General features: G+C 65.9%; 13 protein-coding genes. 7 read left to right on the plus strand and 6 right to left on the minus strand.

The window, feature by feature from the left end; all coding sequences use genetic code 11:
* Positions 1–98: 98 nt before the first annotated feature.
* The 4 genes from ACEN88_RS14745 to ACEN88_RS14760 are packed head-to-tail and all read left to right on the plus strand — an operon-like array spanning position 99 to position 3,514.
* A complete protein-coding gene (locus tag ACEN88_RS14745) occupies positions 99–293 on the plus strand; it encodes a hypothetical protein (RefSeq protein ID WP_413340692.1) in 195 nt (64 codons plus the stop codon).
* Positions 293–1,234: a PfkB family carbohydrate kinase gene (locus ACEN88_RS14750; RefSeq protein WP_413340693.1), complete on the plus strand. Its 942-nt coding sequence runs from the start codon at positions 293–295 to the stop codon at positions 1,232–1,234. The genes ACEN88_RS14745 and ACEN88_RS14750 overlap by 1 nt, the downstream gene beginning before the upstream one ends.
* Positions 1,234–2,607, plus strand: coding sequence for an MFS transporter (locus ACEN88_RS14755; RefSeq protein ID WP_413340695.1), 1,374 nt, complete (start codon positions 1,234–1,236; stop codon positions 2,605–2,607). Before ACEN88_RS14750 ends, ACEN88_RS14755 begins: the two co-directional genes overlap by 1 nt.
* Positions 2,558–3,514 (plus strand): PfkB family carbohydrate kinase, encoded by a 957-nt coding sequence (locus ACEN88_RS14760; RefSeq protein WP_413340697.1) that lies wholly within the window; start codon positions 2,558–2,560, stop codon positions 3,512–3,514. Before ACEN88_RS14755 ends, ACEN88_RS14760 begins: the two co-directional genes overlap by 50 nt.
* A 122-nt stretch (positions 3,515–3,636) precedes the next feature.
* Here the strand turns inward: ACEN88_RS14760 and bfr are convergent, their stop codons facing one another.
* The 3 genes from bfr to ACEN88_RS14775 form a co-directional block, all read right to left on the minus strand.
* The gene (bfr, locus tag ACEN88_RS14765) at positions 3,637–4,107 is read right to left on the minus strand and encodes a bacterioferritin (protein ID WP_413340699.1); all 471 of its coding nucleotides are present in this window, start codon (positions 4,105–4,107) and stop codon (positions 3,637–3,639) included.
* A gap of 82 nt (positions 4,108–4,189) precedes the next feature.
* Complete coding sequence (locus ACEN88_RS14770; RefSeq protein ID WP_413340700.1) at positions 4,190–4,870, minus strand: PepSY-associated TM helix domain-containing protein; 681 nt, start codon at positions 4,868–4,870, stop codon at positions 4,190–4,192.
* A 128-nt stretch (positions 4,871–4,998) separates the two neighbouring features.
* Positions 4,999–5,217, minus strand: coding sequence for a bacterioferritin-associated ferredoxin (locus ACEN88_RS14775; RefSeq protein ID WP_036234554.1), 219 nt, complete (start codon positions 5,215–5,217; stop codon positions 4,999–5,001).
* Between the two features lie 244 nt (positions 5,218–5,461).
* On the opposite strand from ACEN88_RS14775, the gene ACEN88_RS14780 reads away from it, so the two are divergent.
* From ACEN88_RS14780 to ACEN88_RS14790, 3 genes are read left to right on the plus strand one after another with little or no spacing between them, the layout of a single operon-like run.
* Complete coding sequence (locus ACEN88_RS14780; RefSeq protein ID WP_413340702.1) at positions 5,462–5,731, plus strand: FeoA family protein; 270 nt, start codon at positions 5,462–5,464, stop codon at positions 5,729–5,731.
* Between the two features lie 10 nt (positions 5,732–5,741).
* A complete protein-coding gene (gene feoB / locus ACEN88_RS14785; protein WP_413340704.1) occupies positions 5,742–7,634 on the plus strand; it encodes a ferrous iron transporter B in 1,893 nt (630 codons plus the stop codon).
* A gap of 2 nt (positions 7,635–7,636) precedes the next feature.
* Positions 7,637–7,897, plus strand: a complete 261-nt coding sequence (locus ACEN88_RS14790; RefSeq protein WP_413340705.1) for a DUF6587 family protein — start codon at positions 7,637–7,639, stop codon at positions 7,895–7,897.
* Here the strand turns inward: ACEN88_RS14790 and ACEN88_RS14795 are convergent.
* From ACEN88_RS14795 to ACEN88_RS14805, 3 genes are all read right to left on the minus strand, one after another.
* A complete protein-coding gene (locus tag ACEN88_RS14795; RefSeq protein ID WP_413340707.1) occupies positions 7,894–8,709 on the minus strand; it encodes a DUF72 domain-containing protein in 816 nt (271 codons plus the stop codon). The two genes, ACEN88_RS14790 and ACEN88_RS14795, sit on opposite strands and share 4 nt — an antisense overlap.
* A gap of 28 nt (positions 8,710–8,737) precedes the next feature.
* Complete coding sequence (locus ACEN88_RS14800; RefSeq protein WP_413340709.1) at positions 8,738–9,310, minus strand: PEP-CTERM sorting domain-containing protein; 573 nt, start codon at positions 9,308–9,310, stop codon at positions 8,738–8,740.
* A gap of 109 nt (positions 9,311–9,419) precedes the next feature.
* Complete coding sequence (locus ACEN88_RS14805) at positions 9,420–11,354, minus strand: CocE/NonD family hydrolase (protein ID WP_413340711.1); 1,935 nt, start codon at positions 11,352–11,354, stop codon at positions 9,420–9,422.
* Positions 11,355–11,720: the final 366 nt, after the last annotated feature.

Genomic DNA, 11,720 nt, shown 5'->3' on the forward strand with positions numbered 1-11,720 from the left:
AAACCGTGCCCGCTCTTCAGGAGACATACTGTCAGGCGCATCAGCCGGGGTGGGCAAGTGTTGGCGCAGGCCGGCGTCGTGATGTCGTCACGCGCCGCGTGACGCCGGACCTCGCGGCCGGGACGCCGTGCACGGTGCTGCCCGCCGGCGATCCGGCCCTGCTGGCGCTGGCACGCGGCGAGCGCTTCCTGGGTCTCTTCAACTTTTCCGGCCGCGCGTTGACCGTCGACCTGGCCGCATACGGCCGCGCCGGCGCGGTGACGCTGGCGCCGTGGGATCAGGTGTGGCTATGATGACGCAACGTGTAAATGGAACCGTCGCCGTGTTCGGCGAAGCGCTGGTGGACGACTTCGGCGACCGCCAGGTGATCGGCGGCGCGCCGTTCAATGTCGCGCGCCACCTGGCCGCGCTGGGACAGGACGCCCTGATGCTCACCCGAGTGGGCCTGGACGAGAACGGCGCCCGCATGCGCGCGGCGTTCGAGCGCTTCGGCCTGCCGATGGCCGGGCTGCAGGTGGATGCGGCCTTGCCGACGGGCCGGGTGAGTGTGGAACGCCACAGCGACGGGGGCCACCGCTTCACGATCCTGCCGCACCAGGCTTATGATGCCATCGAGGCGGAGCCCGCGGTGACGGCCATGACGGCCGCCGCGCCCGCGACGCTGTATTTCGGCACGCTGGCCCAGCGCGAGCCGGCATCGCGCGATACGCTGGCGCGGCTCTTGGGCGCGACCGATGCCTGCCGCTACCTGGACCTGAACGTGCGGGAAGGGCAGGTGACGGAGCGGTGCGTGTTCGCGTCGCTGCACGCGGCCGACATCGTCAAGGTCAACGAAGAGGAGTTGCAGGATTTGTTCGGCTGGTACACCCACATGCGGCTCCCGACTGACGACATGGCATGCGCCGACGTGCGCCACGCGTGCGCGACCTTGCTGCGCGTGTTCAACCTGACGGGCCTGATCGTGACGCTGGGGCCGCGCGGTGCCGTGCATTTCGGTGCCGATGGCGCTTATCACTCAACCCCGACGCCGGGAGTACCCGTGCAGCTGGCCGATACGGTCGGCGCGGGCGACGCCTTCTCCGCCGTGTTCCTGCTGGGCCGCGCGCGCGGCTGGGCGCTTGATGCCACGCTTGCCCGCGCCAACGAATTCGCCGGCGCCGTGTGCGGCATCGTCGGCGCCGTCCCGGACGATCATGCGTTCTACCGTCCATTCATCGACCGCTGGGAGCCATGATGGCCAAGCCGCGCATGACGTTCTGGCAGATCGTCAACATGAACATCGGATTCTTCGGCATCCAGTTCAGCTTCGGGCTGCAGCAGAGCAGCATGAGCCCCATCTACAAATATCTCGGCGCCGACGAGGCGAGCCTGCCGTACCTGTGGCTCGCGGGTCCCGTCACGGGCCTGCTCGTGCAGCCGCTGATCGGCGCGATGAGCGACCGCACCGTCAGCCGCTGGGGACGACGTACGCCATACTTCCTGATCGGCGCGATCCTGTGCAGCCTCGGCCTGCTGGCAATGCCGTACAGCCCGACGTTGTGGATGGCCGCGAGCCTGCTGTGGATCCTCGACTCCGCGAACAACGTGACGATGGAACCGTACCGCGCGTTCGTCAGCGACAAGCTGCCCGCGAGCCAGCACTCGCTCGGCTTCCTCACGCAGAGCGCGTTTACGGGCCTGGGCCAGACGCTGGCCTACCTGACGCCGTCGCTGCTCGTGTGGATCGGGATGGACAAGGATGCCGTCAACGGTAGCCATATCCCGCAGGTCGTCGTCGCGGCATTCCTGATCGGCGCCGTGTGCTCGCTCGTGTCCGTGCTGTGGTCCGTGAAGACGACGCCGGAAGACCCGCTGCCGCCGCACGCGCTGGCGGCGCTGCGCGCCACGCCCGGCGGCTGGACGCATACGCTGGCGGAGATCGGCGCCGCCGTGCGCGACATGCCGGTGACGATGAAGCAGTTGGCCCTCGTGAAGCTCTTCCAGTGGTACGCGATGTTCTGCTACTGGCAATTCATCACGCTGTCGCTGGCGCGCACCCTGTTCGGCACGAGCGACGCGGCCTCGCCGGGCTTTCGCGACGCGGGCCTCCTCAACGGCCAGATCGGCGCGTTCTACAACTTCATCGCGTTCCTCGCCGCGTTCGCGCTGGTGCCGTTCGCGCGGCGTCACGGGCCGCACGTCGTGCACGCCGTGTGCCTGCTGCTGGCCGGCGCCGGCATGCTCGCGATCCCCCACATCCACACGCCGGTGCTGCTGCTCGTGCCGATGGTCGGCATCGGCCTCGCGTGGGCCAGCATCATGGGCAATCCGTACGTGATCCTCGCGTCCAGCCTGCCGCCGGAACGCACGGGGGTCTACATGGGCATCTTCAACATGTTCATCGTGATCCCGATGATCATCCAGATCTTCACCCTGCCGCTGTACTACCACAGCTGGCTGGGCGGGAACCCGGAAAACGTGATCCGCCTGGCCGGCGCGCTGCTCGTTTGCGCCGCTTTCGCGATGCGCCTGGTGCGCTACAATGCCCCGGGTACGATCGAACGGACGGAGATGGCGTATGCTGAAGTGGAACGGGATGGCGGTGGTGTTCGGCGAGGTGCACGTTGAGGAAGGCGCGGGCGCCCCGGTCGTCGGCGGCGCCCCGTTCAACGTGGCGCGCCACCTGGCCGCCTTCATGGCACCGCCCCTCCTGATCACCCGCATCGGCGACGACCGCAACGGCGCCGCCGTCCGCGCCGAGTTCGAACGCTTCGTGATCCCGGAAACGGGCCTGCAGATCGACACGATGGAAGAAACGGGCCGCGCCGTCGTCGAGCGCCAGGGCACCAGTCATCGTCTCACTTTGCTGCCGCGCCAGGCCTACGATTTCATCGACCCCGACTCCGCCGCAGCGAGTGTTTCCGGCGAGGTGGGAAGCAATGAGTACGACACCGTGTATTTCGGCACGCTGGCCCAGCGCGAAGAACGCTCGCGCCTCGCGCTGGCGGCCGTGCTGGACGCGACGCCGGCGGCCAAGCGCTTCCTCGACCTCAACCTGCGCACGGGCCACGCGACCGAACCGATCGTCACGAAGGCGCTGACGGCGGCCGACATCGTCAAGGTCAACGAGGAGGAATTGCAGGCGCTGTTCCAGTGGTATTTCCAGATCGGCCCGAACGACGAGGCGCTGTCGACGGAAGAGGTGCACGCGGCCTGCCGCGCGCTGATGGACCGCTTTTCGCTGGAAGCACTGATCGTGACCCTGGGCCACCGCGGTTCCGTGTACTTCGGCGCGGACGGCAGCTACGTCGCCACCCGCGACAACCCGGTGCCGCCGTTCGTGATCGACACGACGGGCGCGGGCGACGCCTTCGCCGCCATCTTCATGCTGGGCCGCGCGCGCGGCTGGCCGCTGGAGCTCATACTGGCGCGCGCCAACGAATTCGCCGGCGCGATCTGTGCGGTCAGCGGCGCGGTGCCCAATGACATCGGCTTCTACGACAAGTGGGTCGCACGCTGGCGCGAGGCATCTTAAAAAGGAACCTCGAGAAACCGTCGCGAGCGGAAGCAATGTTGGCCGAGAAGCGCAGCCGTACTTACGGTACGGCGAGCATCGGAGGCCAACAGTGCGACGCGCAGCAGGTTTATCGACGTTCCTTATTCGCCCATCTGCGATTGCAGGTAATTCTGGATGCCGACCTTGACGATGAGGTCGAGCTGCGTCTCCAGCCACTCGATGTGTTCCTCGGTGTCCTCGAGAATCTCCAGCAGCAGGTCGCGCGACACGTAGTCGTGCGCCACCTCGGCGGCGGCGATGCCCTCCTTGACCGTGACCTGGGCCGCGCGTTCCAGCTTCAGGTCGCATTCCAGCATCTCCTGTACCGATTCGCCGATCAGCAGCTTGTGCAGCGCCTGCAGGTTCGGCAGGCCGTCCAGCATCAGGATGCGGTCGATCAGGCGGTCGGCGTGTTTCATTTCGCCGATCGACTCGTCGTATTCCTTCTTGCCCAGTTTCGCGAAGCCCCAGTGCCTGTACATGCGTGCATGCAGGAAATACTGGTTGACTGCGGTGAGCTCGTTGGTCAGCTGTGCGTTGAGCAGCCGGATGATGTTGGGATCGCCCTTCATGGATTGCCTTTTCGTGCGGTTGTCGTCATAGCATCATAGCAAACCACGAGGCAGGCGGGCAGGGGCATATGGTGGAGGAGGGTCATATCGCCGCCAGCGCCAGGCCGCCGGCCGCCAGCAGCGACATAGCCCCGATCACGATGCCGACGGTGCGCCGCCGGTTGGTGAGCGACCACAGCACGACGCCGGACAGCGACAGCAGGATGATGGAGCCGGCAAGCGTGTCCACGAGCAGGATCCACGCGGCACTCATGCCCACGCCCTTGTGCAGGTTGACCAAGGTGCCGAAGACATTATTCTCGGCACGCTTGACGGTGACATAGCTGTTGCCGACCCAATATTCGGCTTGGACATTGCCCGACGGTGAAGTAAAACTGGCGCTCCAGCGCGCGGGTTGGATCAGCGACTTCTCGCCCCACGCGACGGGCCGCGCGGCCTCGGCTTTTACGCGCCCGGGTTCCGGCTCCAGCCGCAGCGAGCGCTTGAGCCAGGTCGCCAGCGCCTGTGGACTGCCGGGTGCCGGACTCGGCAAGGGAACCTGGACCGTGGACTCCTGCGCCTGGACGGCAGGAATTTTCATGACGGCACGGTGGTTGAGGAGGATGCCGGTGCTGCCGAACAGCAAGCCGAGCACGGCGCCCCAGAGACCGATCCAGCCATGCGTCTTGCGCAGCCATTTGACGATGACGGCGCGGCGCGTGGGCTGCGGAGGCGGCTGGACCGTAAAGGGCGCTTTCGGTGGGCGGAACGGGATTACGGGCATGGGAGTGAAATCCGGATGCGTCGGAAGTCACATATTACCAAGACCGGGTCGTGCATGGTCGGGTGCACGTACCGATTTTGCATAGCAATATCGGGCACCGCGGCGGCCTGCGCGGGAAGGTGTGTGGATCAGGCCACGATGCCGTCAGCCGGCGCGCGGCGCAGCTCGGTGACGACGGTCTTGCTTTCCAGGTGCTCGTGCATCACTTCGCGGGCATAGCTGACGCATTTGCCGCAGCAGGTGCCGACGCCCAGTTCCTTGTACAGGTCGGCCATCGACGTGAGGCCGAGGTCGACCGCCTGGCGGATTTCGCGGTCGGAGATGTTATTGCAGACACAGACGATCATGGGACGGTTCCGGTGGTGGATGCATCACAGGCCGTTGTTACTTGGTCTATAATGCGAATCATTCTCATTACCCTTCGTATTCTGCTCAAGTTGGATCGCGAATGCAAGCGTTTTTGTTGCGTTGTTGCGTTAAATGAAGGCTGAGAGAGCGGAAGTAGACAAACCGCAAATAGAAATAATTCGCATTTAGGTTTATGATGTACCCAACCGTAAAAGCATCGCCCCTTACTCCGGAAGCGACACCATGACTCTTGCTCCTACCCTGACCACGCTCGACAGCCTCAAGGCCGGCCAGAGCGGCACCGTGATCCATCTCGCGCCGAACGCGATCGGCAGCCGCGACGGCGGCATCGACGTGTCGCGCCGCCTGATGGAGCTGGGTTTCGTGCCGGGCGAGCGCATCCGCATGCTCAAGCGCGGCCTGCCCGGCGGTCCGCTGGCGGTCAAGGTCGGCCAGTCGACGTTTGCCCTGCGCCGCTTCGAGGCAGCGCTGGTCTCGATCCAGCCGGAGTAATGGAACCGACATGGGAGCAGTAGATCAGCAGGTCCAGGCGGCCGCAAAAACGCCGCTCATTGCCCTGCTGGGTAATCCGAACTGTGGCAAGACCGCCCTGTTCAACCGCCTGACCGGCGCGCGCCAGAAGGTCGCGAACTACGCCGGCGTCACCATCGAACGCAAGGAAGGCAGCTTCACGCTGCCGGGCGGCCGCGCATTGCGCGTGCTCGACCTGCCGGGCGCCTACAGCCTGAACGCCCACACGCCCGACGAAGCGATCACGCGCGACGTCGTCGCCGGCCTGCGCGCCGGCGAACAGACGCCGGACGCCGTCGTCTGCGTCGTCAACGCGACGAATCTGCGCCTGAACCTGCGCCTCGTCCTCGAGATCAAGCGCCTCGGCCTGCCGATGGTGCTGGCGCTGAACATGGTCGACGTGGCGAAGAAGCGCGGCATCGAGATCGACACGGCGCGCCTGTCGAAGGAGCTGGGCATGCCCGTCATCGAGACCGTGGCCATCCAGGCCGGCGGCGAGAAGGGCCTGCTGGCGGCGCTGGAAGCCATGCCGCTCGAGCTGCACGTCAAACCGAATCCGCTGTCCGCCATCGACGCCGTCCCGGTCGAGGAGACCCAGCGCGAGGTGCGCCGCATCATCGACGCGACGGTCAGCTTCGACAACGACAAGGGTAACCTGAGCGAGCAGATCGACCACGTCGTGCTGCACCCGGTGATCGGCCCGGTCATCCTCGCGGCCACGATGTTCCTGATTTTCCAGGCCGTGTTCAGCTGGGCCGCCGTGCCGATGGACCTGATCAAGAACGGCGTCGACGCCATCGGCCAGTGGGTCGGCGGTGCCATGGCCGATGGCCCGCTGCGCAGCCTGATCGTCGAGGGTATCCTGGGCGGCGTCGGCAGCGTGCTCGTGTTCCTGCCGCAGATTTTGATCCTGTTCCTGTTCATCCTCGTGCTGGAGGATTGCGGCTACCTGCCGCGCGCCGCGTTCCTGCTCGACCGCATGATGGGCGGCGTCGGCCTCTCGGGCCGCGCGTTCATCCCGCTGCTGTCGTCGTTCGCCTGCGCGATTCCCGGCGTGATGGCCGCGCGCACGATCCAGAATCCGCGCGACCGCCTCGTCACGATCATGATCGCGCCGTTGATGACGTGTTCCGCGCGCCTGCCCGTGTATGCGCTCGTGATTGCCGCGTTCATCCCGAACCGCGAACTGGCCGGCGGCATCAACCTGCAGGGCATGGTGCTGTTCCTGCTGTACGCGGCCGGCATCATCAGCGCGATGGCCGTCGCCTGGGTGTTCAAGCGCACGATGGGCGCCAAGGGCCACCAGCCGCTGATGCTGGAACTGCCCGCCTACCACTGGCCGCACCTGAACAACCTGGCGCTGGGCCTGTGGGAACGCGCGCGCATCTTCATCACCCGCGTCGGCACCGTGATCCTCACCCTGATGGTGCTCGTCTGGTTCCTGTCCAGCTTCCCGGGCGCACCGGAAGGCGCGACGCATCCGCCGATCTATTACAGCATCGCGGGCATGCTGGGCCGCGCATTGGCCGTCGTGTTCGAACCGATCGGCTTCGGCTGGCAGATCTGCATCGCGCTCGTGCCCGGCATGGCCGCGCGCGAAGTGGCCGTCGGTGCGCTGGGCACGGTGTACGCGCTGTCGGGCGGCGGCGAGGACGTGGCCAGCTCGCTGACGCCGATCATCGCCGCGTCGTGGGGACTGCCGACCGCGCTGTCGCTGCTCGCGTGGTACGTGTTCGCGCCGCAGTGCCTGTCGACCCTGTCCGTCGTGCGCCGCGAAACGGGCAGCGTGCGTTACGCATTCCTGATGGCCGGCTACATGTTCGCGCTCGCGTACACGGCCTCGTTCCTGACCTTCCACATCGCACGGGCCGTGCTGGGGAGCTGATCATGATCCAGTACCTGGTCGTCGCAGTCATCGTCGCCGTCGCCGCGCTGTATGCGGCGGTCAAGTATCTGCCCAAGGCGTGGCGCGAAAAGCTCGTCTACAAGCTGTCGGGCGGCACCGGCAAGGGCCGTTTCGTGAAGTGGCTCGGCACGGATTCGAGCTGCGGCAGCGGGTGCGATACGTGCGGCACGTGCGAGACCGAGCCGCTGCCCGAGAAGGATGCGAAGGGCCGCAAGGTCATCCAGGTGCACGTCCAGCGCTAATGTGACCCCAACATGTCGATCAGGCGTTTCGCATCGAACGGCGCCCTAACCTTGATGTCGTTGTCGAAGTAGCAGTACACATCCCCATCCTCCGCCCAGGCGCGGATGCGCGCGGCCCAGCGTTCCAGCGATTCGTCCTCGTACCCGCTCGCATACAGCTCGTGCTCGCCGTGCAGGCGGATGTAGACGAAGTCCGCCGTCACTTCATCCACTTCCAGCCATTTGCCGGCCGTATCGGCCACCACCAGCGCCACGTTGTACTTGCGCAGCAGCGCGAGGAAGGCCGGGTCGCGGAAGCTCTCGTGCCGCACTTCGACGGCATGGCGCAGCGGGCGCACGGCGTCGATGTCGAGCAGCGCGCGGCCCGCGAGCTTCTCGTCGTGGCCGCACGCGATGGCGAGGGCGTGCTCGGTGTCGTGCGGGAGCAGGGAGAGGAAATGCTCGACCTTGTCGGCAGCGAAGCGCAGCTGCGGCGGGAACTGCCACAGAAAGGGCCCGAGTTTTTCGCGCAGCGCGAACACGCCGGACGCGAGCACGTTGGCGAGCGGCGTCTCGATGCCGCGCAGCTTGAGCATGTGGGTGAGGAAGCGGTTGCCCTTCACGGCGAAGATGAAACCGGGCGGGGTCGCGTCGTACCACGCCGCGTAGCTGGATGGGCGCTGCAGCGAGTAGAACGAGCCGTTAATCTCGATGGTGGGCAGGAAGCGCGACGCATATTCCAGCTCGCGCGCCTGCGCGAGGCCGGGCGGATAAAACACCCCGCGCCATGGTTCGTAACGCCAGCCCGAGATGCCGATGTAGATTGCGCCCATGCCCCCAGTCTAGGGCAAACCGCGGAAATCAGGCGCGCCGGCGGCGCCACAGTCCGATGCCGCCCACGCCCGCCAGCAGCATCGCCCACGTGGGCGTTTCCGGCACGGCCGGCACCGATTCCGTGCCGGGCAGGGCGGACGACATGGAGAGCGTCGTGCCGTCCGTCCAGAGCAGGTGGTGTTCCGAACCGCCGTACGGGTTGAACTGGTAGTCGTAGACCATCTGCCCGGTCGTGACGAAGTGGCCGCCGCCGTTCAGGCCTTCCGGATCGCTGGAATATTCGCTGATGCCGAACGACAGGCCGCTCTCCGCGGAGAAGCGGAAGCTGTCGGCGTCGCAGTGGTAATAGGTATTGCTGCCCGCCGCGCAGGCCACGTAGTCCTTTGCATCGACCAGCAGCGATGTCAGCTCGCCCCGTTCGAGGACGCCGTCGCCGTTGGCATCGACGCCGGTGAACGAACCGTCGATGCGCAGGTCGGGCAGGAAGGCGGCGGCTTCCTGGTCGTGGAAGCCGGTGTAGCTGAAGGCCCAGTGGGATGTCTGGGCGTGGGCGATTGTGCTGGCCAGCAGCAGGGCGCCGGCGGTGACGGGGAACTTCATGGGCAGGACCTCGGGAATCAACAAGCGCGACAGACGACAGCCTACCTTGCCGTCCACGAAAGTCCTACGGATTTAACATGTGTGTCGCCGCTCAGCCACAGTGCATGAATTATTTCCCTGCCTGCACCACCGGCAGCTCGATCGCGCTCTCCAGCCCCGGCGCGTGATAGATGCGCTGCGTCGCCTTGCGATAATCGCCCGGCTTGGCGTAGAAGATGTTCGGCACGAACGTCTGCGGGTTGCGGTCGTACAGCGGGAACCAGCTGGACTGGATCTGCACCATGATGCGGTGGCCCGGCAGGAACACGTGGTCGACGTTCGGCAGCGCGAAGCGATAGCGCTCGGCCTTGTTCGCGGGGATCGCGGCCGGCTTGTCCAGGCCCTGGTAGTAGCGGCCGCGGAAGATGTCCATCGCGATCGGCAGCTGGTAGCCGCCCATCTCGGGCTGCGCCGCGACTTCGTCCGGGTACACGTCGATCAGCTTGACGACCCAGTCGCTGTCCGTGCCCGACGTCGACGCGTACAGGTCGACCATCGGCTGGCCGGCCAGCTGCAGCGGCGCGGTGAGCGGGGCGGTCGTGTAGGTCAGCACGTCCGGGCGGTCCGAATAGCTGCGCTGGTCCGTCACGAGCCACGGCTTCCACACGCTGGCGTCGGTCATGTGCACGGGACGGGGCACGAACGGCACCGGTTTCGCCGGGTCGGACACGTATTCGTCGAACGCGGCCGTCTTGTCGGCCTTGCCCTGCGCCTTCTCGAAGGCGAGGCCGAAGCCCGGCTTCAGGTACAGCGGCGTGGAGGCCGGCACGAGCGGCCACTGGTCGAGACGGCGCCAGCGATTGACGCCGGTCTGGTACGACCACACGGGCGGCGTGTCGAACGCGGGCGCGCCATCCTTCAGGTACTGGTTGAAGAACGGGAGCATGACTTCACGGCGGAATTCGCGCGCGGTGTCGCCCGTGAATTTCAGCGCGCCCAGCGTCGAGCCTTCGTAGTTGACGCCGCTGTGGCGCCACGGGCCCACCACCAGCGAATTCAGTTTATTCGTCTTGTCCTGCGGCTCGACGGCGGCATAGGTCGCATAGGCGCCGTAGATGTCTTCCTGGTCCCAGCGGCCCACGACGGTCATCGTCGGCACGGACAGCGGACGCCTGGCGAGGATCTTGTCCAGTGCCTGCTCCTGCCAGTAGCTGTCGTAGGCCGGATGCTCGAACAGCTTCTTCGTGAAGTTCAGCTGGTCGACGCCGTAGAGGTGCGCGAAGTCGGACGTGGAGCCCGCGCGCAGCCAGGCGTCGTAGTCGTCGTTGATGCCGGTGACGATCTTCTCGCCTTCGCCGCGTGCCGCGTTCTGGCTCGCGATGTAGGCAAGGTTCGGGTTGCGGAACGCGCCGTTGTGGAACCAGTCGTCGCCGCGCCAGCCGTCGACCATGGGGCTCATCGGCACGGCGGCCTTCAGCGCGGGGTGCGGGTCGACGAGGGCCATCAGCACGGTAAAACCTTCGTAGGACGAGCCGACCATGCCGACCTTGCCGTTCGATTGCGGGATGTTCTTGATCAGCCAGTCGATCGTGTCGTAGGCGTCGGTCGTGTGGTCGACTTGCGTGTTGTTCAGCGGGCCGCGCGCCGGGCGCGTCATCACGTAGTCGCCTTCGGAACCGTACTTGCCGCGCACGTCCTGGAACACGCGGATATAGCCGCTCTCGATGAAGGCGTCGTCGCCGTCGCCGAGAACCGACGTGATGTGCGGGCTCTTCATGCGGCCGGCGCGGCCCGACGCGTTGTACGGCGTGCGCGTCAGCATGATCGGCGCCTTGCCTTCCGCGATGCTCTTCGGGATCACGATCACGGTATGCAGCTTGACGCCGTCGCGCATCGGGATCATGACGTCCTGCTTGACGTAGTCGGCGTTCGGGACCGTCGTCTCGAATTTTCCGGCCGGGATATCCGGCGCCATCGGTGACGTCTGGGCGTGCGCGGCGCTGGCGAAGGCGGCGGCAAGCACGAGGGAAAGGACGGACAGGGACGGCAGGCGGTAACGCGGCATCGGATTGGTCTCCACGGGACGGTTGAGTGAGCAACCTTGGATAAAGATTGCAACAGAGCATGGTACCGAACCGTGGGAAAGTCTGCAAACGCGCCACCAGAATTCGGGGTCAGAGCACGTTTTGCTCAGAATTCGGGGTCAGAGCACATTTTTAGGCACGGTCTTTAGAGCAAGCTTGTGCGCTAGCCGTCACCTGTTCGGATCTACATGCGGCGAGCGGTCGCGGGGCCATGTGAGCATCCCGTAGGGTCAATATCCATCTGGACATTGACCCAAAATGTGCTCTGACCCTGACCCTTCCCCACATATTTTTCTTGTAGGTGGACGGGGTTGCTGTTAGCTTCCGGTGAAAAAAGCTGGTGCATG

The organism is Massilia sp. CT11-108, assembly GCF_047302915.1.
Taxonomy (GTDB): domain Bacteria; phylum Pseudomonadota; class Gammaproteobacteria; order Burkholderiales; family Burkholderiaceae_D; genus Telluria; species Telluria orientalis.

Excerpts from the sequence above, each read along its gene's own strand:
- ACEN88_RS14750 (WP_413340693.1), top strand. The coding sequence starts at position 293 with ATGACGCAACGTGTAAATGGAACCGTCGCCGTGTTCGGCGAAGCGCTG.
- ACEN88_RS14770 (WP_413340700.1), bottom strand. The coding sequence starts at position 4,870 with ATGCCCGTAATCCCGTTCCGCCCACCGAAAGCGCCCTTTACGGTCCAG.
- ACEN88_RS14805 (WP_413340711.1), bottom strand. The coding sequence starts at position 11,354 with ATGCCGCGTTACCGCCTGCCGTCCCTGTCCGTCCTTTCCCTCGTGCTT.
- bfr (WP_413340699.1), bottom strand. The coding sequence starts at position 4,107 with ATGAAGGGCGATCCCAACATCATCCGGCTGCTCAACGCACAGCTGACC.
- ACEN88_RS14760 (WP_413340697.1), top strand. The coding sequence starts at position 2,558 with ATGCTGAAGTGGAACGGGATGGCGGTGGTGTTCGGCGAGGTGCACGTT.
- ACEN88_RS14790 (WP_413340705.1), top strand. The coding sequence starts at position 7,637 with ATGATCCAGTACCTGGTCGTCGCAGTCATCGTCGCCGTCGCCGCGCTG.
- feoB (WP_413340704.1), top strand. The coding sequence starts at position 5,742 with ATGGGAGCAGTAGATCAGCAGGTCCAGGCGGCCGCAAAAACGCCGCTC.
- ACEN88_RS14755 (WP_413340695.1), top strand. The coding sequence starts at position 1,234 with ATGGCCAAGCCGCGCATGACGTTCTGGCAGATCGTCAACATGAACATC.
- ACEN88_RS14800 (WP_413340709.1), bottom strand. The coding sequence starts at position 9,310 with ATGAAGTTCCCCGTCACCGCCGGCGCCCTGCTGCTGGCCAGCACAATC.
- ACEN88_RS14795 (WP_413340707.1), bottom strand. The coding sequence starts at position 8,709 with ATGGGCGCAATCTACATCGGCATCTCGGGCTGGCGTTACGAACCATGG.
- ACEN88_RS14780 (WP_413340702.1), top strand. The coding sequence starts at position 5,462 with ATGACTCTTGCTCCTACCCTGACCACGCTCGACAGCCTCAAGGCCGGC.
- ACEN88_RS14775 (WP_036234554.1), bottom strand. The coding sequence starts at position 5,217 with ATGATCGTCTGTGTCTGCAATAACATCTCCGACCGCGAAATCCGCCAG.